Genomic DNA, 16,177 nt, shown 5'->3' with positions numbered 1-16,177 from the left:
GCGCCTACTTAACCGTAATGGCCCGCGGCTTCGAGGCCTCGGAGCGCCCGACGCTCACCGTCAGGCACCCGTTCGCATAGCGTGCGTTGACCTTGTCCGGATCGGCGTGCTCGGGCAGCTCAATCACGCGCCGGAAGGCGCCCATGAAACGCTCCCTGGCATAGACGCGCGTTTCGTCCCCCGCTTCGTACTCCGGCGGCTTGCGCTCGCCACAGATCGTCAGCAGGCCCTTGTCGATCGAAACATCGATTGACGCCGGCTCCAGACCCGGCGCGAATGCGACGATCTCGACGCTGTCATCAGTACTGCCGATGTTGATGGGTGGAAAGGTTTCATTGCGCATGGCGCGCAGGCTCGCGGGAAAACCCGCGAAGACACTCGCCATCTGCCGTTGCAGGCGGTCGAATTCGCCCAGCAGATCGGTGCTGAAGAAGAGATCGCTCATAACCTGGCTCCTTGAAACCGGGGCCTCCCACGAAGCTTCGAACTGGACCACGCGCTCCAGTCCGTCTGCCCGTGGGAAGTTCCCGCCGACAAACAAATCGAAACACGCAGCGCGAATCGCGACTGCCTGAGCGATGGATAAAATAGCGCAAGGAACGGAAATTTCAAGAGGCCCTGCAACATGTCTTTTGGGGAGTCTTATTGGTTTTTTCGACACGCTTCAGGAACAGATCGCCAGCGTGGGCCTGCCCCCGCGACTCCCCGACAGCAGCGAGAACGTGCTCCACCACGGCAGCGGCCGCCAACGCCGCTGAGCCGGCCGGAGCTAGCGATTCAGGCTCCGCTGCGCGCGAACGCTAACGCCGAGTTGACACGAAGCGGCGGCACGTCGTCGTGCCACGGCGGTTGAGGCACGAAGCGCTCTATGACCCCCGGCTGGAAAAACAGGCAATAGGTGCTCCCCCCGTACTGAAACCAGCCCAGTTCATCGCCCTTTCTGACGTCGTCGCCTGGCCGCACGCATATCTGGCATGACGAGACCTCCGCCATGCCCACAAAGACACAGGCGACTTCCCCGATGACAGGATTGTCGCTCTCGATGACGATCACCGCGCGTGCGGCAACGGCAGTGGTATAGCCCTGGGAGTCGTTCAGGCCACTCGGGTCTTCGCCTTCGGCTTCCGCATCCGAATAGTACGTGCCGTCGACGTTGTAGGCCTCGCGGACCCTGCCGTCGACCGGAGCATGCCAGCGATGGTAGTTATAAGCACTCAGATAGCCCTGATAGACGGCGCCACCGACGAAGCGGCGCGCCAGCGACTCGTCACTCGACGTCAGTACTTCCTTGAGCGAATAGGGCTGCGACTTGATCCAGAAACGGTCGATCAGCTTCACGTCCTCGCGCACGTCGAAGGGCGATGCCTCGCATGCGTTCACGATCACGGAAGGATCGTCCGGGCTCGCCACCGGCCGCGCGCCGGGACGCAGATGGCGCGTAAAGAAGCCGTTCCACGAGTCGAAGCCCCAATGCGGGCGGCTACGATCGTGGACGAAGTCGTCCATGCCCAGCTTTTCAAGCGCGGGCGGGCTGAACCAGCCCTTCGGCGCATCGTTGAGCCACACCCGCGAGCGGGGACCGGTGAGAAACGCGCACCAGGTATTCAGGACGCGGCGCAGCTGCGCATTGAACGCCGGGTCCCGGAAAACCGCATAGCCCGACGGCATGCACATTGGCCATTCAAGAACAGTGTTGAGTGGCGTGGCCACCGGCGCATCGCTGTCGAATGGCGGGCTGAATGTCGTCAGATAGTCGATGATGGCGAGCAGTTCGTGGATATCCGAATACCCCAGCTGCTTACCCTGCTCGAGCGCCTCGCTGATTGCTCGCGCGAGGTTCATCCGTAGCACCGGATCGCCGTCAATCAGTTTGCCGAGATCCTGCACGACGCTGGACAGCGCTGTACGCGCCGCGCGCGCTCGGGCCTGCCGTGCGATCTCCAGCCTGAACGCTGCGCTTTTTTGCTCCTCGCCTGGCATCCAGTTACCGAGGCGCCGGCGCACTGCTCCCGTTTCCATGCTCATCACCCTCCTCCGCGCAATGTCGACGTCCGAGCAATCGGCACGCCCGCTATGCTGGACATCCGCTCGCCGACCAGCGATGCCGTCCTCCAAATACGAAGAAAGTGAGTCAGAGGAATGGTCACGGCGGGCCAATGCACGACGGGAAAAGGCATGTCAGAGCGGTGCCGAGACACGTCCGTTACGGCAAAAGGCTGCGGCAGCCGAAGGGGTCGCCTCGCTAGCTTGGCAAACGACTCTAACGCTGAAGCGCGTAGCGCCGGCAGTGCTCGAGATATTCCGCTTCGTGAGCGACAGCCAGTTCAACCATGCAGCGCCAAAGCCACGATGGCGCGGCCGTCGATCTGGGCCGCCACGCCCGCAGTTCCTCCAGCCAGGCCCGGCGAGTCTGCGCGTCCATCTGTTCCGCGTGCGCCTGCCCGACGACCAGCGCCAGGAAATGCGCAGCTTTCACTGCGTCGGCTTCCGTGAGCCGGTCGGCGTCGAACTTCAGATCCTGCGGCATGAGCTCGCGGATCACAACCGCGCAGCCGTCCAGACGGGCGGCGAGCATGCGGCCTCCAAGCCGGGGCGAGACGTGTCTGGCGCCCTCCTCCACCCGCTTTGCGTTGTCGCGCGGCATCGTGGCGCCAGCATGGCGAGGTGCCGCAGCGGTCGTGGCCTGCTTGATGTCGACAAGGCAGGGCGGCCCCCCTGAAGAACACTTGCCGTCGATATCGAGCAGAACGGCATAGCGGCGCCGGCCGAGGGAACTGCATCCCTTCACCCAGAAGGCCGCGTCGAGAACGTCTATTCTCGCGTCGCCCGATGGAGCGTGGCCCAGCACTTCCCGTACCGCAAGGCCCGACTGCGATTCGAAGAACGAGCGCACCGCCTGCGCTTCCTCAGCTGACAGGGGCCAGAAACGCTTGCCGAGCGGAATGCGCGGCGCGACGCCGTCAATCGTCTGCCGATCCAGCTTGCGCCATGACCGGTGCAGCGCCTGCTTCATCGCAACCTTGACGACTTTCGGCCGCTGCGCGCGTTTCGTTTCGTCCGAGCGTGTGTCGTCGAAAGCCTGTTCGTATCCGTCGATCAGCGCTTGCGCCATACGGCTGGTAATCACGCCGGGCAGGTCCGCGCTACGGGCCGCGGTGGTCAGTGAAAGTCCCAGACGCAGGAGATCGTGCGCGGGGTTGCCGATGACGCTTTGATCCAGGTCCCGGATCTGGACTGCCACCTGCCCTGAGGCATCGGCCAGCGGGCCGAGATTGCCCAGGTGGCAGTCGCCGCAGATCCATACAGGAGGTCCTTCAGGCAATGTGCCGGGGGCCTGGCTGTCGAGCCACGCATAAAAGCGGTCCGCGCTGCCGCGTACATACGCGTGCGCCGATCGCGCCATCTTGCCCATGCGCAGGTCCGCCAGGCGGGAAGCCCGCTCCTGCGGAGCCGGGACACCCTTTAGCGATGCATTTTTCACGACGTCTCCCTCACCACAACACCGGCTGGGCACCGGCCACCGGCGCGGCGTCCCCTCGGCCCCGATCGCTTTGCGCCAGCCCGTCCGGCCTGTCGCCGCCCGAGGGGGATCGGGCCGCGGCGCCCGTCGCCGGGTCTCGTCCCGACTGCCGCCTGCACGCGCGATCAGGGCGGCGGCCGCGCTCCGCAGCCGGGCCCGCGGAAAAACCGGCGTTTCCGCACCCGGCATACAACAACGCTTTGGGCGTGACTCCCTTGCGTGCGCAAGGACCGTGCCAAATCGCCGAAAACCCCATGCATGGTCATGTGGCTGCCTGGTCAGACAAGCGGGCGATGACCGTGGGCCGCGAAGAGCTGGCAAGCGCTGCGGTTCTATGCCCGGAAGCGGCTCGCTGCCATTGGAATATTTTTTGACGGCTTCTGGGCTTCTGGGCTTCTGGGCTTCTGGGCTTCTGGGCTTCTGGGCTTCTGGGCTTCGGGATCAGTATCGAGCGCCGTTGACCGTCGGTGTCAGCGGCAGTAATGTGCGATTCCGTCAGCGCATACGGGACGCCCTCGCCGTGGGTAGGCCCCGCAATGAAGCCGGACTGGCGCACCCCGCGTGCCGGGCCGGCGCTGACAACAAAAGGAATTCAGCATGACAACAAGTGCTCCAGGCGAAGACAGCAATGCCAGCGGCGTGCGCCACGTGACGACTGGCTCGCCATTTACGGTCGTCGGCATTGGAGCGTCTGCCGGCGGCGTCCCCGCGCTGGTCAACTTCTTCAGTAACGTGCCCGCCTCAATGGAGATGGCGTTCGTCGTCATTCTGCATCTGTCGCCAGAGCACGAAAGCCATGCCGACGCGATCCTTCAACGGGCGACCTCCATGCCCGTGAAACAGGTCACTGCGTTGACGCGCCTTGAGAAGGATCACGTCTACGTGATCGCGCCAGGCAAACAGCTGCACCTGTCGGACGGCTGCCTGAAGGTGACGGATCGGTACGAACATGACCGCAGGATTCTCACGATTGACGAGTTCTTCCGCACCCTGGCCGACGCTCAGGGCATGCGCGCCATGGGAATCGTACTCTCGGGCACCGGTTCGGACGGCGCAGCTGGGCTCAGTCGCATCAGGGAAAGTGGCGGCGTGACGATGGCGCAGGACCCGAGCGACGCCGAATATCCGGAAATGCCGCAGCATGCCATTACGACCGGTCATGTCGATATCATCCTGCCAGCGGCCGGAATGCCCGGCAAACTCCGCGAATTAAGGAACAACGCCCAGCGGATCCACGTGCCCGAACTGGGCGGGATGACGGCCGGGGAGGACGCGCCGGATATTCCGCGAGACGGTGACGAACGGGCGCTCCAGGACATCCTGATGCACCTGCGAGTACGTACCGGCCACGACTTCCGGCATTACAAGCGCGCAACGGTGCTGCGCCGCGTCGAGCGGCGACTGCAGGTGAACGGGCTGACCGATCTCGAGAGTTATCGCGATTTCCTGCGTAGCACGCCGGACGAAACCGGCGCGCTGCTGGCAGACATGCTGATCGGCGTGACGCAGTTCTTTCGGGACCGGGAGGCCTTCGATGTTTTGAGGCACGCAGTGATCCCCGGTTTGTTCCGTACTGCCGCCAGCGATGCGCAGATACGGGCCTGGGTTGCCGGCTGTTCGACCGGCGAGGAAGCGTATTCCGTCGCGTTGCTGATGGCGCAGTCGCGCGAGGCAGCCGGATCGGCTTCGGCTATGCAGGTCTTCGCGACGGATATCGACGACGCGGCAATTGCGCGGGCGCGTTCAGGATCCTATCCCGAGTCGATAGTTGCCGACGTGCCCGCCGACCTGCTGCGACGCTACTTTACGCATGAAGGCGGGCGGTATTCCATCGTCAAGCCGGTGCGTGAGCGCATTCTCTTTGCCGCGCACAGCCTGCTCAAGGATCCGCCGTTTTCCCACCTCGACCTGATCACGTGCCGCAACGTGCTGATTTACCTGGAGCGCCCGGTACAGAGGCAGATCCTCGAACTGTTCCACTTTGCACTGCGCCCTGACGGCTATCTGTTCCTTGGCTCCGCAGAATCGGCGGACGCTGCCGATGATCTTTTCGCGGTCGTCGACAAGAAACATCGCATTTATCGAGCGCGCAAGATCGTCAATCGCGCAAGGCAAGCTGCGGCCTTTCCCTCGCTCGCGCAGACGAGCGGGGTCCCCGAGGACGTGCAGGCGGCCGCGGGAAGCGCAGTCCCGCCGCCTCCGGTCGAGCGCCGGAGCTTCTCCTTCTCCGCCCTGCACCAGCGGGTCCTGGAAGAGTACGCGCCGCCGAGCGTCATCGTGGACCGTGATTCGGCGATCGTGCATCTGTCCGACAACGCGGGCAGGTTCCTGCACCACGCCGGGGGCGAGCCGTCGACCAATATCATGACCGTCGTCGTGCCGGAACTGCGTCTCGATCTGCGTACGACGTTGTTCCGTGCCCTGCAGACCGGAGCGAGCGTCGAGGCGAGGCGCGTGAAGATAGTCCGCGACGGCCGCCCGTCGTGGATAAACATGACCGTGCGCCCGTTCCATGATCAGGGCGTGAACGCCGACTTCTTCCTCGTGCTCTTCGACGAGGTGCAGGAACGCATGTCGGACGAAGGCGAGGCCGGGCAAAAGGGGCAGGACCCGGTTCTCATGCAGCTCGAAGAGGAGCTGCAGCACAGCCGCGAGCAGCTGTCCACGACCATCGAGCAGTACGAAACTTCCGTCGAGGAACTCAAGGCTTCGAACGAAGAACTCCAGGCAATCAACGAGGAGCTCCGCTCGGCGACGGAGGAACTCGAAAGCAGCAAGGAAGAGCTGCAGTCGGTCAACGAGGAACTCACCACGCTGAACTCGGAGCTGCACGCGCGTGTCGAGGAAACCGCCAAGGCTAACGATGACCTGCAGAACATCATCGTCTCGACGGAGATTGCGACCGTATTTGTCGACAGGAAGATCCAGGTCAAACGCTTTACCCCGAGCGCCACACACATCTTCAAGCTGATCGAGTCCGACATCGGACGCTCGCTGTTCGACATCACGCACTCGCTGAAACACCCGTCGCTAGCCGCGGACGTCAAGGAAGCCTTCGAGACGCTCAAGCTGATCGAGCGCGAACTGCAAAGCCAGGATGGACGATGGTATCTGATGCGTCTGCTTCCTTACCGCACGGCCGACGACCGCATCGACGGCGCCGTGCTCACGCTTATCGATATCACCGCGCGCCACGAGGCAGAAGAGCAGGCGCGCATCGGCGAGCAGCGGCTGCGGCTCGTGGCGCAGTCGACCGACGACTATGCCATCATCGTTCACGATCGCGCCGGCAGCATCGTCAGCTGGAACACGGGCGCGGAACGGATCTTCGGCTATACCGAAGGCGAGGTCATGGGCAAGGATATCTCGCTCATCTACGAGACGGACGACCGCGACGCGCACGTTCCGGCGAGCGAACGGGAAACCGCGGGCATTGAAGGCCGCGCTGATGATGAGCGCTGGCACGTCACCAGGGACCAGCGGCGCGTATGGTGCAGCGGCGTCGTCACGCCAATCGCCGATGCCTCCTTCACCGGCTTCGCCACGATCCTGCGCGATCTCACGCAGCGCAAGCAGCGCGAGGACGCAAAAGAGATCGCGTTGCTGCACGAACAGGAGGAAAGGCAAAGGCAAAGCGAGTCGAACCAGCTCAAGGACGATTTCATTGCGGTCCTCTCGCACGAGCTGAAGCACCCGTTGAATCTGATAGGCATGAAGGCAGAAATACTGACGCGGCATCCCGAGACCCGCGAGATCACGTTTGTGCGGGAAACCGCCGACACGATTCGCCGTGCGGTTCGAGGCCAGGCGCAGATCATCGACGACCTGCTGGACCTGTCGCGAGTGCGCACCGGCAAGCTGGCGCTGGAACTGGAAGCGCTCGACGTTGCCTCGATGCTGCAGGGCATCGCCCACGCATGCGCGGAGGATATGAGGGCGAAAGGCATCGAATTGTCGGTAACCGTTCCCCCACCGCCGGTCATGGTCCGTGCGGACCCCACCCGCTGCGAACAGATCCTGTGGAACCTCGTTTCCAATGCGATCAAATTCACCGGTGACGGCGGCAGCATCGAACTGCGCCTCACTCCCGAAGGGTCGATGGTACGGATAGATGTCATCGACAGCGGCGAGGGCATCGCCGAGGCGGAACTCCCGCACATCTTCGAGATGTACCGCCAGGGAATCCGGGGCCGGTCAAAGACAGGCCTCGGAATCGGACTCGCACTGGTCAGGCAACTGGTTGAAATGCATGGCGGGCGCGCGGTGGCCCATTCCGACGGTCCGGGCCTCGGATGCACGATGACGGTATGGCTACCGGCCGTCGAAGCGGCAGGCGAATCCGCCGCTGCAGCGCTACCCGCCGGTTCGCTCTCAGGCATTCGAGCCATGATCGTACTTGACGATCCGGATACCGCATCGTCGTTGGGAAAACTTCTCGAACTGGAGGGCGCGTCGACCGTGATGACGGCAGGCGCAGACACGGTCCTGGCGGCACTGGAAGCAGAAGTCGTCGATGTCCTCATTTGTGACGTCAGTGGCTCCGGCACCGACGCCGCCACGATCGCCGCCCATCTGAGGTCAGTTCCGCAGCTGGGGAATCTTCGATCTGTCGCGGTGACCGCGAACGACACCGAGGCGAACCGGCGCGCCGCACGCGAAGCTGGCTTCGACGCGCATGTCAGCAAACCGGTCGACTTCCAGACGCTGATTCGGGTGCTCCACGACATCCTGCCAGCGCTGCGCCGGTAACAAAGGCCGGCACGCCTGAGCGCGACGCGAAGTTGCTGCAGGGCGTGCCGTTCTTGCCGATCGCTGCAAGCCGGGCGCGCCAAATGCGCTCGCCTCGGGCATGGAACAACGTGACATTGTCGTCATTGGCGGCTCACGCGGTGCGTTCGGCGTTTTGCGCCTGATCACCGCCAGCCTGCCCGCCGATCTTCCGGCCGCCGTCTGCATCGTGCTGCACGTTGGCAGGCACGATAGCGTGCTGCCTGAGCTAATGTCGAACTGGGGCCCCCTTCCTGCCAGCCATCCCGCCGACGGCGATGCGCTCGAGAATGGCAGGATTTACATCGCGCCGCCCGACCGGCACATGCGGGTGTCGCAGGGGCGACTGAGACTGGATAGCGGAGCCGCCGAGAACTTCGCGCGACCTGCGGCGGATCCGCTATTCAGGTCGGCCGCGCTAGATTACGGAGCCCGCGTGGTCGCCGCCGTCCTTACCGGCGACCTCGATGACGGTGCGGCGGGACTCGCCACCGTCCGGGCGCATGGCGGCTACTGCATCGTGCAGGATCCCGACGATTGCGAGGCTCCGTCGATGCCCCGTTCGGCGCTAGCGGCCGCAGGCGCGGACGCCGTCGCCGACGCGGCGCATATGGCAGCGTGCATCGTCGCCGCAGTGCGCGGCGCTCCGGTGAAGGAGTCGCTCCCGATGACCACGAACGATCTTTCTCTTGAGGCACGTCTGGACCAGCTCGACGTGCTGCAGCCCGAGGACCTCGACCGGATCGGCGAGCGCTCGCCGCTCGCCTGCCCGGAATGCGGCGGCATGCTATGGCGCGTGCTTGACGATCGCGTGCTGCGTTACCGGTGCCACACCGGCCATGCATACAATGCACTCTCCCTCGAAGATGGCCATGAAAAGGCTGAAGAAAACGCGATCTGGACGGCCATACGGACGATCAACGAACGCATTATCTTCGCAAGAGAGCGGCAGAAATGGGCCGAGCGGGTCGGTGACCAACAGCAGATAGAAATCGAACAGGCGCGCATCAACGAAGGGATGACGCTGCTTGACGCGCTCCGGCACGCGTTTCCCGCAGCCGGCACTGACCCGCGGCCTTGAAGCCCCTACGAGTATCTCCGCAACAGCGCGGCGATTTGTAAAAGTGCGGCGCGCACCGAAGGCCCCAAGGCGATCGTTGCGAAATCCATCTGTTGTGGGGCGAGCACGCCCCTCGTCTGTCTCTCACCGAAGCCTACGCGTGCCCCGTGGCTATTCCGTTGCGAGGGCGCACCGGTGGCACGGCAGTTGCGCTTGGCGTTGCACCGCGTGCAACATTCGCCTTTCTCACGAAGGCGCTGGCCGCTCGCTCTTCCGGTGAGGACAATCATGAAAATCGCACTCGTCAGCGAACACGCTTCCCCACTCGCACTGGCGGGCGGCGTCGATACCGGCGGCCAGAACATCTACGTCGCAAACGTCGCACGTGAGCTTCACCGCGCGGGACATGAGGTCGACGTCTTCACGCGGCGCGACGGCGCGCTGCTTCCGACCGTTTCCCACATGGACGGCGTGCGCGTCATTCATGTGCCTGCAGGACCGCCAAGGCAACTTCCGAAGGAACAGTTGTTGCCCCACATGGCTGAGTTCGGGCAGTTTCTCGTGCAGTTCTGCCGCGACGAAAGGCGCTCCTACGACGTCATTCACGCCAATTTCTTCATGTCGGGACTCGCGGCGCTCGCGGTCAAGGACGCGCTGCGTGTGCCGCTGGTCATGACGTTCCACGCTCTGGGTCGCGTGCGGCGTCTGCATCAGGGCGCGAACGACGGTTTTCCCGATGAGCGCTTCGCGATCGAGGATGAGCTGGTGCGGCGCTCGGATTGTATCGTCGCGGAATGCCCCGCCGACAAAGCGGATCTGATCGAGCACTACCAGGCCAACGCTTCGCGCATCGACATCGTTGCCTGTGGCTTTGATCCCGACGAGTTTGCGCCGGTGGACCGACTGCTGGCTCGACGCAGACTGCACTGGCCGACAGACGAATTCTGCGTGCTGCAGCTCGGGCGCCTCGTGCAGCGCAAGGGAATCGACAACGTCGTGCGCGCGGTGGCCGAGCTTGAGACGCAGCACGGCGTGAATGCCTGGCTCTACATCGTGGGCGGCGACGCCCACACGCCGAATGAAATCGCCACCCCTGAAATCGCCCGGTTGCGCGGGCTTGCGCGCGACTGTGGAATCGCGCCGCGTGTCATCTTCGCGGGTCGACGCGAGCGATCACAGTTGCGCGACTTTTATAGCGCAGCGGACGTATTCGTCACGACACCGTGGTACGAGCCGTTCGGCATCACACCGCTCGAGGCGATGGCATGTGCCACGCCCGTGATCGGCGCGGACGTCGGCGGAATCCGCCACTCGGTGCTGCATGGCGAAACCGGCTGGCTTGTGCCACCGCGCGACCCCGAAGCGCTCGCCGATCGCCTGCTCGCCGTGCATGGCGACCCCGCCCACGCCCGTGCGATGGGCGAAGCGGGATACGCCCGCGTGCATGCACACTTCACATGGAAGCAGATCGGCGTCGAACTCGAGCGGGTTTACGCACAGGTCGCAGGCCTGCCTCTCGACACTTGCGAAACGGGCGCAGCCGACGACCGCCAGCCACGCGTGCTGAGCGCGTCCGCCTGAGTCGGGGCCGGGGAGCCATCCGTATGCTCACACGCGTCATCAATGCCGTCGATCGCGACAGCGCCGCGGCGCTGGTCCATCACGGGCGTGTCGCAGACGCGGGCGCCACCGGCAGCGCCTTGCCTCTTTTGGGCAAGTACATAGGACTACCGACGTTATGGCTTCAGCACTACCTTGATACAGCCATCCTCCTTGTTACGAAAGGCCTTGTACATGGCTGGCCCTTCTTCGAGCGGCACGGTGTGCGTGATGACGAACGAGGGGTCGATCTGCCCTTCCTGGATTCGGCGCAATAGGTCGTCGGTCCACCGGTTCACGTGCGTCTGCCCCATGCGAAAGGTGAGCCCCTTGTTCATGGCGGCGCCGAACGGAATCTTGTCGAGCAGTCCGCCATAAACCCCCGGGATCGAGAGTGTCCCCGCGGGACGGCACACGTAGATCATTTCACGAAGCACGTGCGGGCGGTCCGTTTCCAGCATCACCGCCTGCTTGACGCGGTCGTAGACCGAGTCGAACGACCGCCCCACGTGCGCCTCGAGGCCCACAGCGTCAATGCATTTTTCCGGGCCCTTTGCGTTCGTGAGGTCTTTCAGCCGCTCAATCACGCTCTCCTCGTCGAAGTTGATTGTGATTGCACCGCCCGCGCTCGCCATCGCAAGACGCTCGGGCACGCGGTCAATCACGATTACCTGCTTCGCGCCGAGAATTACCGCGCTGCGCACGGCCATCTGTCCGACCGGTCCTGCTCCCCAAATAGCGACTGTGTCGCTCGGCTCGATCTCGCACTGCACGGCGGCCTGCCAGCCAGTGGGGAATATATCGCCGAGAAAGAGCGCCTGTTCATCGGTCAGACCTTCGGGGACCTTCACGTGGGTACGGTCGGCAAACGGCACGCGTACGTACTCGGCCTGGCCACCCGGATACCCTCCTGTGATATGCGAGTAGCCAAACAGGCCCGCCGTTGTATGGCCGAACACCTTCTCCGCTTTTGCGCGATTACGGTTCGTGCGCTCACACAGCGAAAAGTTGCCGCGCCTGCACTGATCACACTCACCGCAGATGATCGTGAACGGCACGACCACGCGCTCACCGACCTTGAGGGCATGATTGTCCCGACCCACCTCGACTACTTCGCCCATGAACTCGTGCCCGAGGATGTCGCCGTGCTCCATCGTTGGCATGAAGCCGTCGTAGAGATGAAGATCCGACCCACAGATCGCGCAGGTCGTCACCCTCACGATGGCATCGCGGCTGTCCTCAATTGCCGGATCCGGAACGGTGTCGCAGCGTACATCATGCTTTCCATGCCAGCGCAGTGCTCTCATCGTGGTCTCCTTCGTTGGGCAACGCGTGGATCGCGTTGCAACCGGCACCGCATCGGTCATACCCGCGTAGTGGATTGACAACCCGCCGCTCTCACATGCGTGCCGCCGCTCAGCGGTCATGAAGCGAGCCTCGCCTGGCTTGCCTCACTCGCTTGGGAAAGACGGCTCTCGACCCATGCTGGCGCCGTATGCGACGCGCCGCGTCGCGCGATGAGCGTGTCGTATGCGGCGAGATAGTCATCGCACATGCGTGCGGCAGTGAAGCGTCGCTCGAATTCGGCGCGGCAGCTGTCGCGGGAAAGCATAGGCAAGCGTGCGACCGCATCGACGGCCGCATCCAATCCATCGACGATGAACCCGCTCACTCCATTACGGAGGACCTCGGGCACAGCGCCGCGCCGGTTGGCAATCACTGGCGTTCCGCTCGCGAGTGCCTCGATCATGACGAGGCCAAACGGCTCGTTCCAGGTGATCGGCATCAATAACGCTTCAGCGCGGCTCAACAGCATCGCGCGCAACTCGCCACCCACTTCTCCGAGATACTCCACGCAGCTGGCATGTCGCCTGAGCAGGGGACGTATACGATCCTCAAACCAGGCGCGCTCTCCCGGATGGACTACCGCGGCCATCTTGAGCGGCTTGCCGGATCGTCGGGCGATTTCGATTGCCGCGTCGGGCCCCTTGCCCGGCATCATGCGGCCCATCCACAGCAGATAGCCGTCGTGAACCGCGCTGGGCCTGAACAGATCGAACGGCAGGCCGTGCCCGACCGTCGTGAGCCAGTTCGCATGCGGAGCGCACTCACGCTGCGCTTGCGACAGTGCGACGAGCGCCGCGTCCCGCGATACATCCAGCAGCACGCCCAGGTCCTGCGGCCGAATTACGCCGTGCAGCGTCGTGAGCGACGCGACGTTCAGTCGGCACGCCAGCGGCAGATGCAACGGTTCGGTGTGAAAATGCATGACATCGAACTCGTGCGCTCGCGCGGCCACCCGCTCCAGCTGCGCAACATGGTGAACCAGTGTGTCAGTAACGTCCCGGTCGTGCCATAGGGCCCGCGCGCAGCAGGGGATGAGGGTGGCGCGGGTCTGCGAATCGCCGCTAGCGAACAGCGTCACGTCGTGGCCGCGCTCAACGAGGGCTTCGGTCAGATAATGCACGATCCGCTCGGTAGCACCGTAACGCTGCGGCGGTACGCATTCATAAAGCGGGGCGATCTGGGCAATACGCATGTTGTTCCTTCGCAGCGCGACCGGCGCCGGGTAACGCGGGCGCACTCTTCGTTCCCGGTTCGGAGGCACTGCTCGCCCAGCCCGCGGCACGCGTCGAACTGATGTCGGCCGCGATTTTTCGCAACTGGCGCGCGGCAGGCGTCGAAAACAGAACAAGCCGCACGCGGCAACCTGCGCTGGCGTCGGCTTGCGCCTCGAACGAGCCGTCGGTGGTCGCCTACCTGTCGAGCATCTCGGGCTTCGCATTGCCGGTGCGCTGGATCGTGTTGCACGCGTTCGCACGACGATGGATGAGGGGCGGACGGTTTCGACGCCGCTGTGAGCGTCGGACCGCGCCCCTGCTCATCGTGTCGCGCGTGAACTTTACTGCGTCGAGGCGGAGTTCGGATGGGCCGTCTTCCGGTGGTGCATGGTCTTGGTCGCCGGGCCCGAATTGCCCATGCTGTTGCCGCCCTGGGCGTTCGAGTCCGTGGCCGTGGACCCGCCAGAGTTGGGCGCGCTCATGCCCGTGCCGCCGCCACCGCCAGCGCCGCCGCCGGTGCCGCCTCCACTGCCGCCGCCGCTACCGCCGCCGCTACCGCCGCTACCGCCGCTGCCGCCGCCACCGCCGCCACCGCCGGCAGCGAACGCGCCACCGGAAAGCGCAAGACAAGCCAGCGCTGCGATGAGTTTAGTCTTCACCGTCTTCATGTTTGCCTCCGTACCAATCGATTTGAACCTTGAGAGGTTGTCTCACGACATCGACGCCGCCGGGATCGAATCGCCAGCGACTGCAGCATGTGCAGGGCGCGGCGGTCGGCGTTTGCGGCGGCAGCAGTCGCACTCATCGGGATAGGGGCAGGCCTCGCGGCCCGACCCCTCCCACACCACCGTGCGTACGGGTCCGTACACGGCGGTTCGGATCGGTTGATCGACTACCGGCTAACCGATGGGAGACCGAGAGAACGTAAGTACCCGTTTGACAGGGCGAGGTTCACTGCAGGACTGTGACTGAGCCGCCACGCGCTGTGCGGTGCTCCGGCGGTTTGGGCTGCAAGATTGCGTTTCGCGCCACGGGCAGTGAGTTCCTCGAATCGGGTCCGGCCACGTTTCCACTGCTTCCAGAAGAAGCAGCGAATGCGGCGACGAATCCATTTATCCAAGTCCCGAAGCACCCATGGCGTTTCGCAGAAACAGAAGTATCCGCGCCAACCCGTCAGATACCGCTTCAGCGAGCCGATCATCTGGTCGACGCTGATGCCGCGCGTGCGCTGGGTCAGTTCCCGAATTCGCTCCTTGAACCGGGACAGTGCCTTGGGCGCTATAAGCCGCTGGACCTGCTCCCGATCCGAGAAGGTAAATCCTAGAAACTTCCGCGTGTGTGGCCGCGCAACGGCACTCTTCGATTCGTTGACCTTCAATTTCAGCTTGCTCGTGAGGAAGGCCTTCAGCCCTGCCATCACCCGAAGCCCCGCGCGTTCGCTGTGCACGTAGACGTTACAGTCATCTGCGTATCTCACGAATCGCAAGTCGCGTCGGACAAGCTCCCGGTCAAGATCGTCGAGTATCAGATTGGACAACAACGGTGACAGCGGTCCGCCCTGCGGTGTACCTTCATCCGTCACACCAACCAGCCCATTTTCCAGCACGCCCGCCGTCAAGAACGAGCGGATCAGTTTGAGCATGCGCTTGTCGCTGATCCGCCGGGCTACCCGAGACATCAGAATGTCGTGGTTCACGCGATCGAAGAATTTCTCGAGATCCAAATCTACAACCCAGCGGTGTCCCGCCTGAATGTAGCTTTGGGCACGTTCCACGGCCTGATGTGCCGAACGCCCCGGACGGAATCCGTAGCTAGAGTCCGAGAACGTCGGGTCCCACCGCTTTTGCAGCACCTGCAACACCGCCTGCTGAACGAAGCGATCTAGCGCGCACGGGATGCCGAGCTTGCGCATGCCACCGTCCGGCTTGGGTATCTCGACCCGTCTCACAGGTTGGGGTTGGTAGGTTCCGTCTAGCAATGAAGACCGTATCGACGGCCAATGCTCACGCAGGTGCAGCCGTAATGCATGGACCGTCATACCGTCCACGCCGGGCGCCCCCTTGTTTGCTTGCACACGCTTCAGCGCCTGTTTCAGGTTCTCCCGTTCACAGACTTCTTCCATCAGTCGGTCACTAGCCGACGGGCTTTCAGACTCGGGGTTCGCCGCCATAGGTTCAGCCCCTCCGGTATCGTCCTTTGGGGCTTCACCCCTATCTCCGATCCCGAGGACGCGATGCGTTTTCTGCTGCGCTCCCATGCCGAGTTCTCCGGCTTACTCGCCGCTCCTTTCCGTTTAGGCCTTCCGGCGTCACCGCCGTACTATGCCCGCTGCTGACTCCTGCACGACGATCAGCGATCCTCGCGAATCGCTCAGTCCTAATTCCAGGACGCCGCACAGGCCTCCCGAGGTAAGCTCAACCGCCTTCACCGCACACCTGCCAGATCTACCTCCCCGGTCTTTGATGGTTGTGGACTTCGCGATCATTTGCTCGCTCGTCCGACCTGGTGGGCCTCATATCTGGTTTCTGTTCGTCAGGTCGCGGCTTTGCTACACGCTTCCTTCAGACCCCGCCTCGCGACGACGCCCTTGCGTTTCACTAGCCCTTCGCCCCATCTGGCTGGGCAGGGGACTCTCACCCCCAAGCTGTTGCGCATGCTCGGCGCACAAAA

General features: G+C 63.8%; 10 protein-coding genes. 3 read left to right on the top strand and 7 right to left on the bottom strand.

The features are described 5' to 3' along the window. Positions 1 to 4 precede the first annotated feature (4 nt). From M3I53_RS32160 to M3I53_RS32150, 3 genes are all read right to left on the bottom strand, one after another. On the bottom strand, positions 5 to 445 hold the full coding sequence (locus M3I53_RS32160) for an Hsp20/alpha crystallin family protein (RefSeq protein ID WP_254319857.1): 441 nt from the start codon (positions 443 to 445) through the stop codon (positions 5 to 7). A 332-nt stretch (positions 446 to 777) separates the two neighbouring features. Further along, complete coding sequence (locus M3I53_RS32155) at positions 778 to 2,025, bottom strand: phosphatidylserine decarboxylase family protein (RefSeq protein ID WP_254319856.1); 1,248 nt, start codon at positions 2,023 to 2,025, stop codon at positions 778 to 780. A 235-nt stretch (positions 2,026 to 2,260) separates the two neighbouring features. Beyond that, the gene (locus M3I53_RS32150) at positions 2,261 to 3,481 is read right to left on the bottom strand and encodes a DUF2252 family protein (RefSeq protein ID WP_254319855.1); all 1,221 of its coding nucleotides are present in this window, start codon (positions 3,479 to 3,481) and stop codon (positions 2,261 to 2,263) included. Positions 3,482 to 4,117: 636 nt separating this feature from the next. Here M3I53_RS32150 and M3I53_RS32145 point away from each other — a divergent pair. From M3I53_RS32145 to M3I53_RS32135, 3 genes are all read left to right on the top strand, one after another. Next, entirely contained in the window at positions 4,118 to 8,269 is a 4,152-nt protein-coding gene (locus tag M3I53_RS32145; RefSeq protein ID WP_254319854.1) for a CheR family methyltransferase, read from the top strand. 100 nt (positions 8,270 to 8,369) lie between these two features. Beyond that, positions 8,370 to 9,368 (top strand): chemotaxis protein CheB, encoded by a 999-nt coding sequence (locus M3I53_RS32140; protein WP_254319853.1) that lies wholly within the window; start codon positions 8,370 to 8,372, stop codon positions 9,366 to 9,368. A 267-nt stretch (positions 9,369 to 9,635) separates the two neighbouring features. Continuing rightward, positions 9,636 to 10,928, top strand: a complete 1,293-nt coding sequence (locus tag M3I53_RS32135) for a glycosyltransferase (protein WP_254319852.1) — start codon at positions 9,636 to 9,638, stop codon at positions 10,926 to 10,928. A gap of 155 nt (positions 10,929 to 11,083) precedes the next feature. On the opposite strand, the gene M3I53_RS32130 is transcribed toward M3I53_RS32135, so the two are convergent. The 4 genes from M3I53_RS32130 to ltrA form a co-directional block, all read right to left on the bottom strand. Continuing rightward, on the bottom strand, positions 11,084 to 12,253 hold the full coding sequence (locus M3I53_RS32130; RefSeq protein WP_254319894.1) for a zinc-dependent alcohol dehydrogenase: 1,170 nt from the start codon (positions 12,251 to 12,253) through the stop codon (positions 11,084 to 11,086). Positions 12,254 to 12,369: 116 nt separating this feature from the next. After that, positions 12,370 to 13,485, bottom strand: coding sequence for a glycosyltransferase family 4 protein (locus M3I53_RS32125; RefSeq protein WP_254319851.1), 1,116 nt, complete (start codon positions 13,483 to 13,485; stop codon positions 12,370 to 12,372). 363 nt (positions 13,486 to 13,848) lie between these two features. Then, positions 13,849 to 14,166: a hypothetical protein gene (locus tag M3I53_RS32120; protein ID WP_254319850.1), complete on the bottom strand. Its 318-nt coding sequence runs from the start codon at positions 14,164 to 14,166 to the stop codon at positions 13,849 to 13,851. 233 nt (positions 14,167 to 14,399) lie between these two features. Beyond that, positions 14,400 to 15,764, bottom strand: a complete 1,365-nt coding sequence (gene ltrA / locus M3I53_RS32115) for a group II intron reverse transcriptase/maturase (protein WP_375542613.1) — start codon at positions 15,762 to 15,764, stop codon at positions 14,400 to 14,402. Positions 15,765 to 16,177 lie beyond the last annotated feature (413 nt).

Source organism: Paraburkholderia sp. CNPSo 3272 (assembly GCF_024206495.1).
GTDB lineage: Bacteria > Pseudomonadota > Gammaproteobacteria > Burkholderiales > Burkholderiaceae > Paraburkholderia.
This window is presented reverse-complemented; position numbering and strand designations above follow the sequence as displayed.

Bases quoted from the DNA above. Each gene is read 5' to 3' on its own strand.
- M3I53_RS32155 (WP_254319856.1), bottom strand. From the start codon at position 2,025: ATGAGCATGGAAACGGGAGCAGTGCGCCGGCGCCTCGGTAACTGGATG.
- ltrA (WP_375542613.1), bottom strand. From the start codon at position 15,764: ATGGGAGCGCAGCAGAAAACGCATCGCGTCCTCGGGATCGGAGATAGG.
- M3I53_RS32125 (WP_254319851.1), bottom strand. From the start codon at position 13,485: ATGCGTATTGCCCAGATCGCCCCGCTTTATGAATGCGTACCGCCGCAG.
- M3I53_RS32140 (WP_254319853.1), top strand. From the start codon at position 8,370: ATGGAACAACGTGACATTGTCGTCATTGGCGGCTCACGCGGTGCGTTC.
- M3I53_RS32130 (WP_254319894.1), bottom strand. From the start codon at position 12,253: ATGAGAGCACTGCGCTGGCATGGAAAGCATGATGTACGCTGCGACACC.
- M3I53_RS32135 (WP_254319852.1), top strand. From the start codon at position 9,636: ATGAAAATCGCACTCGTCAGCGAACACGCTTCCCCACTCGCACTGGCG.
- M3I53_RS32160 (WP_254319857.1), bottom strand. From the start codon at position 445: ATGAGCGATCTCTTCTTCAGCACCGATCTGCTGGGCGAATTCGACCGC.
- M3I53_RS32145 (WP_254319854.1), top strand. From the start codon at position 4,118: ATGACAACAAGTGCTCCAGGCGAAGACAGCAATGCCAGCGGCGTGCGC.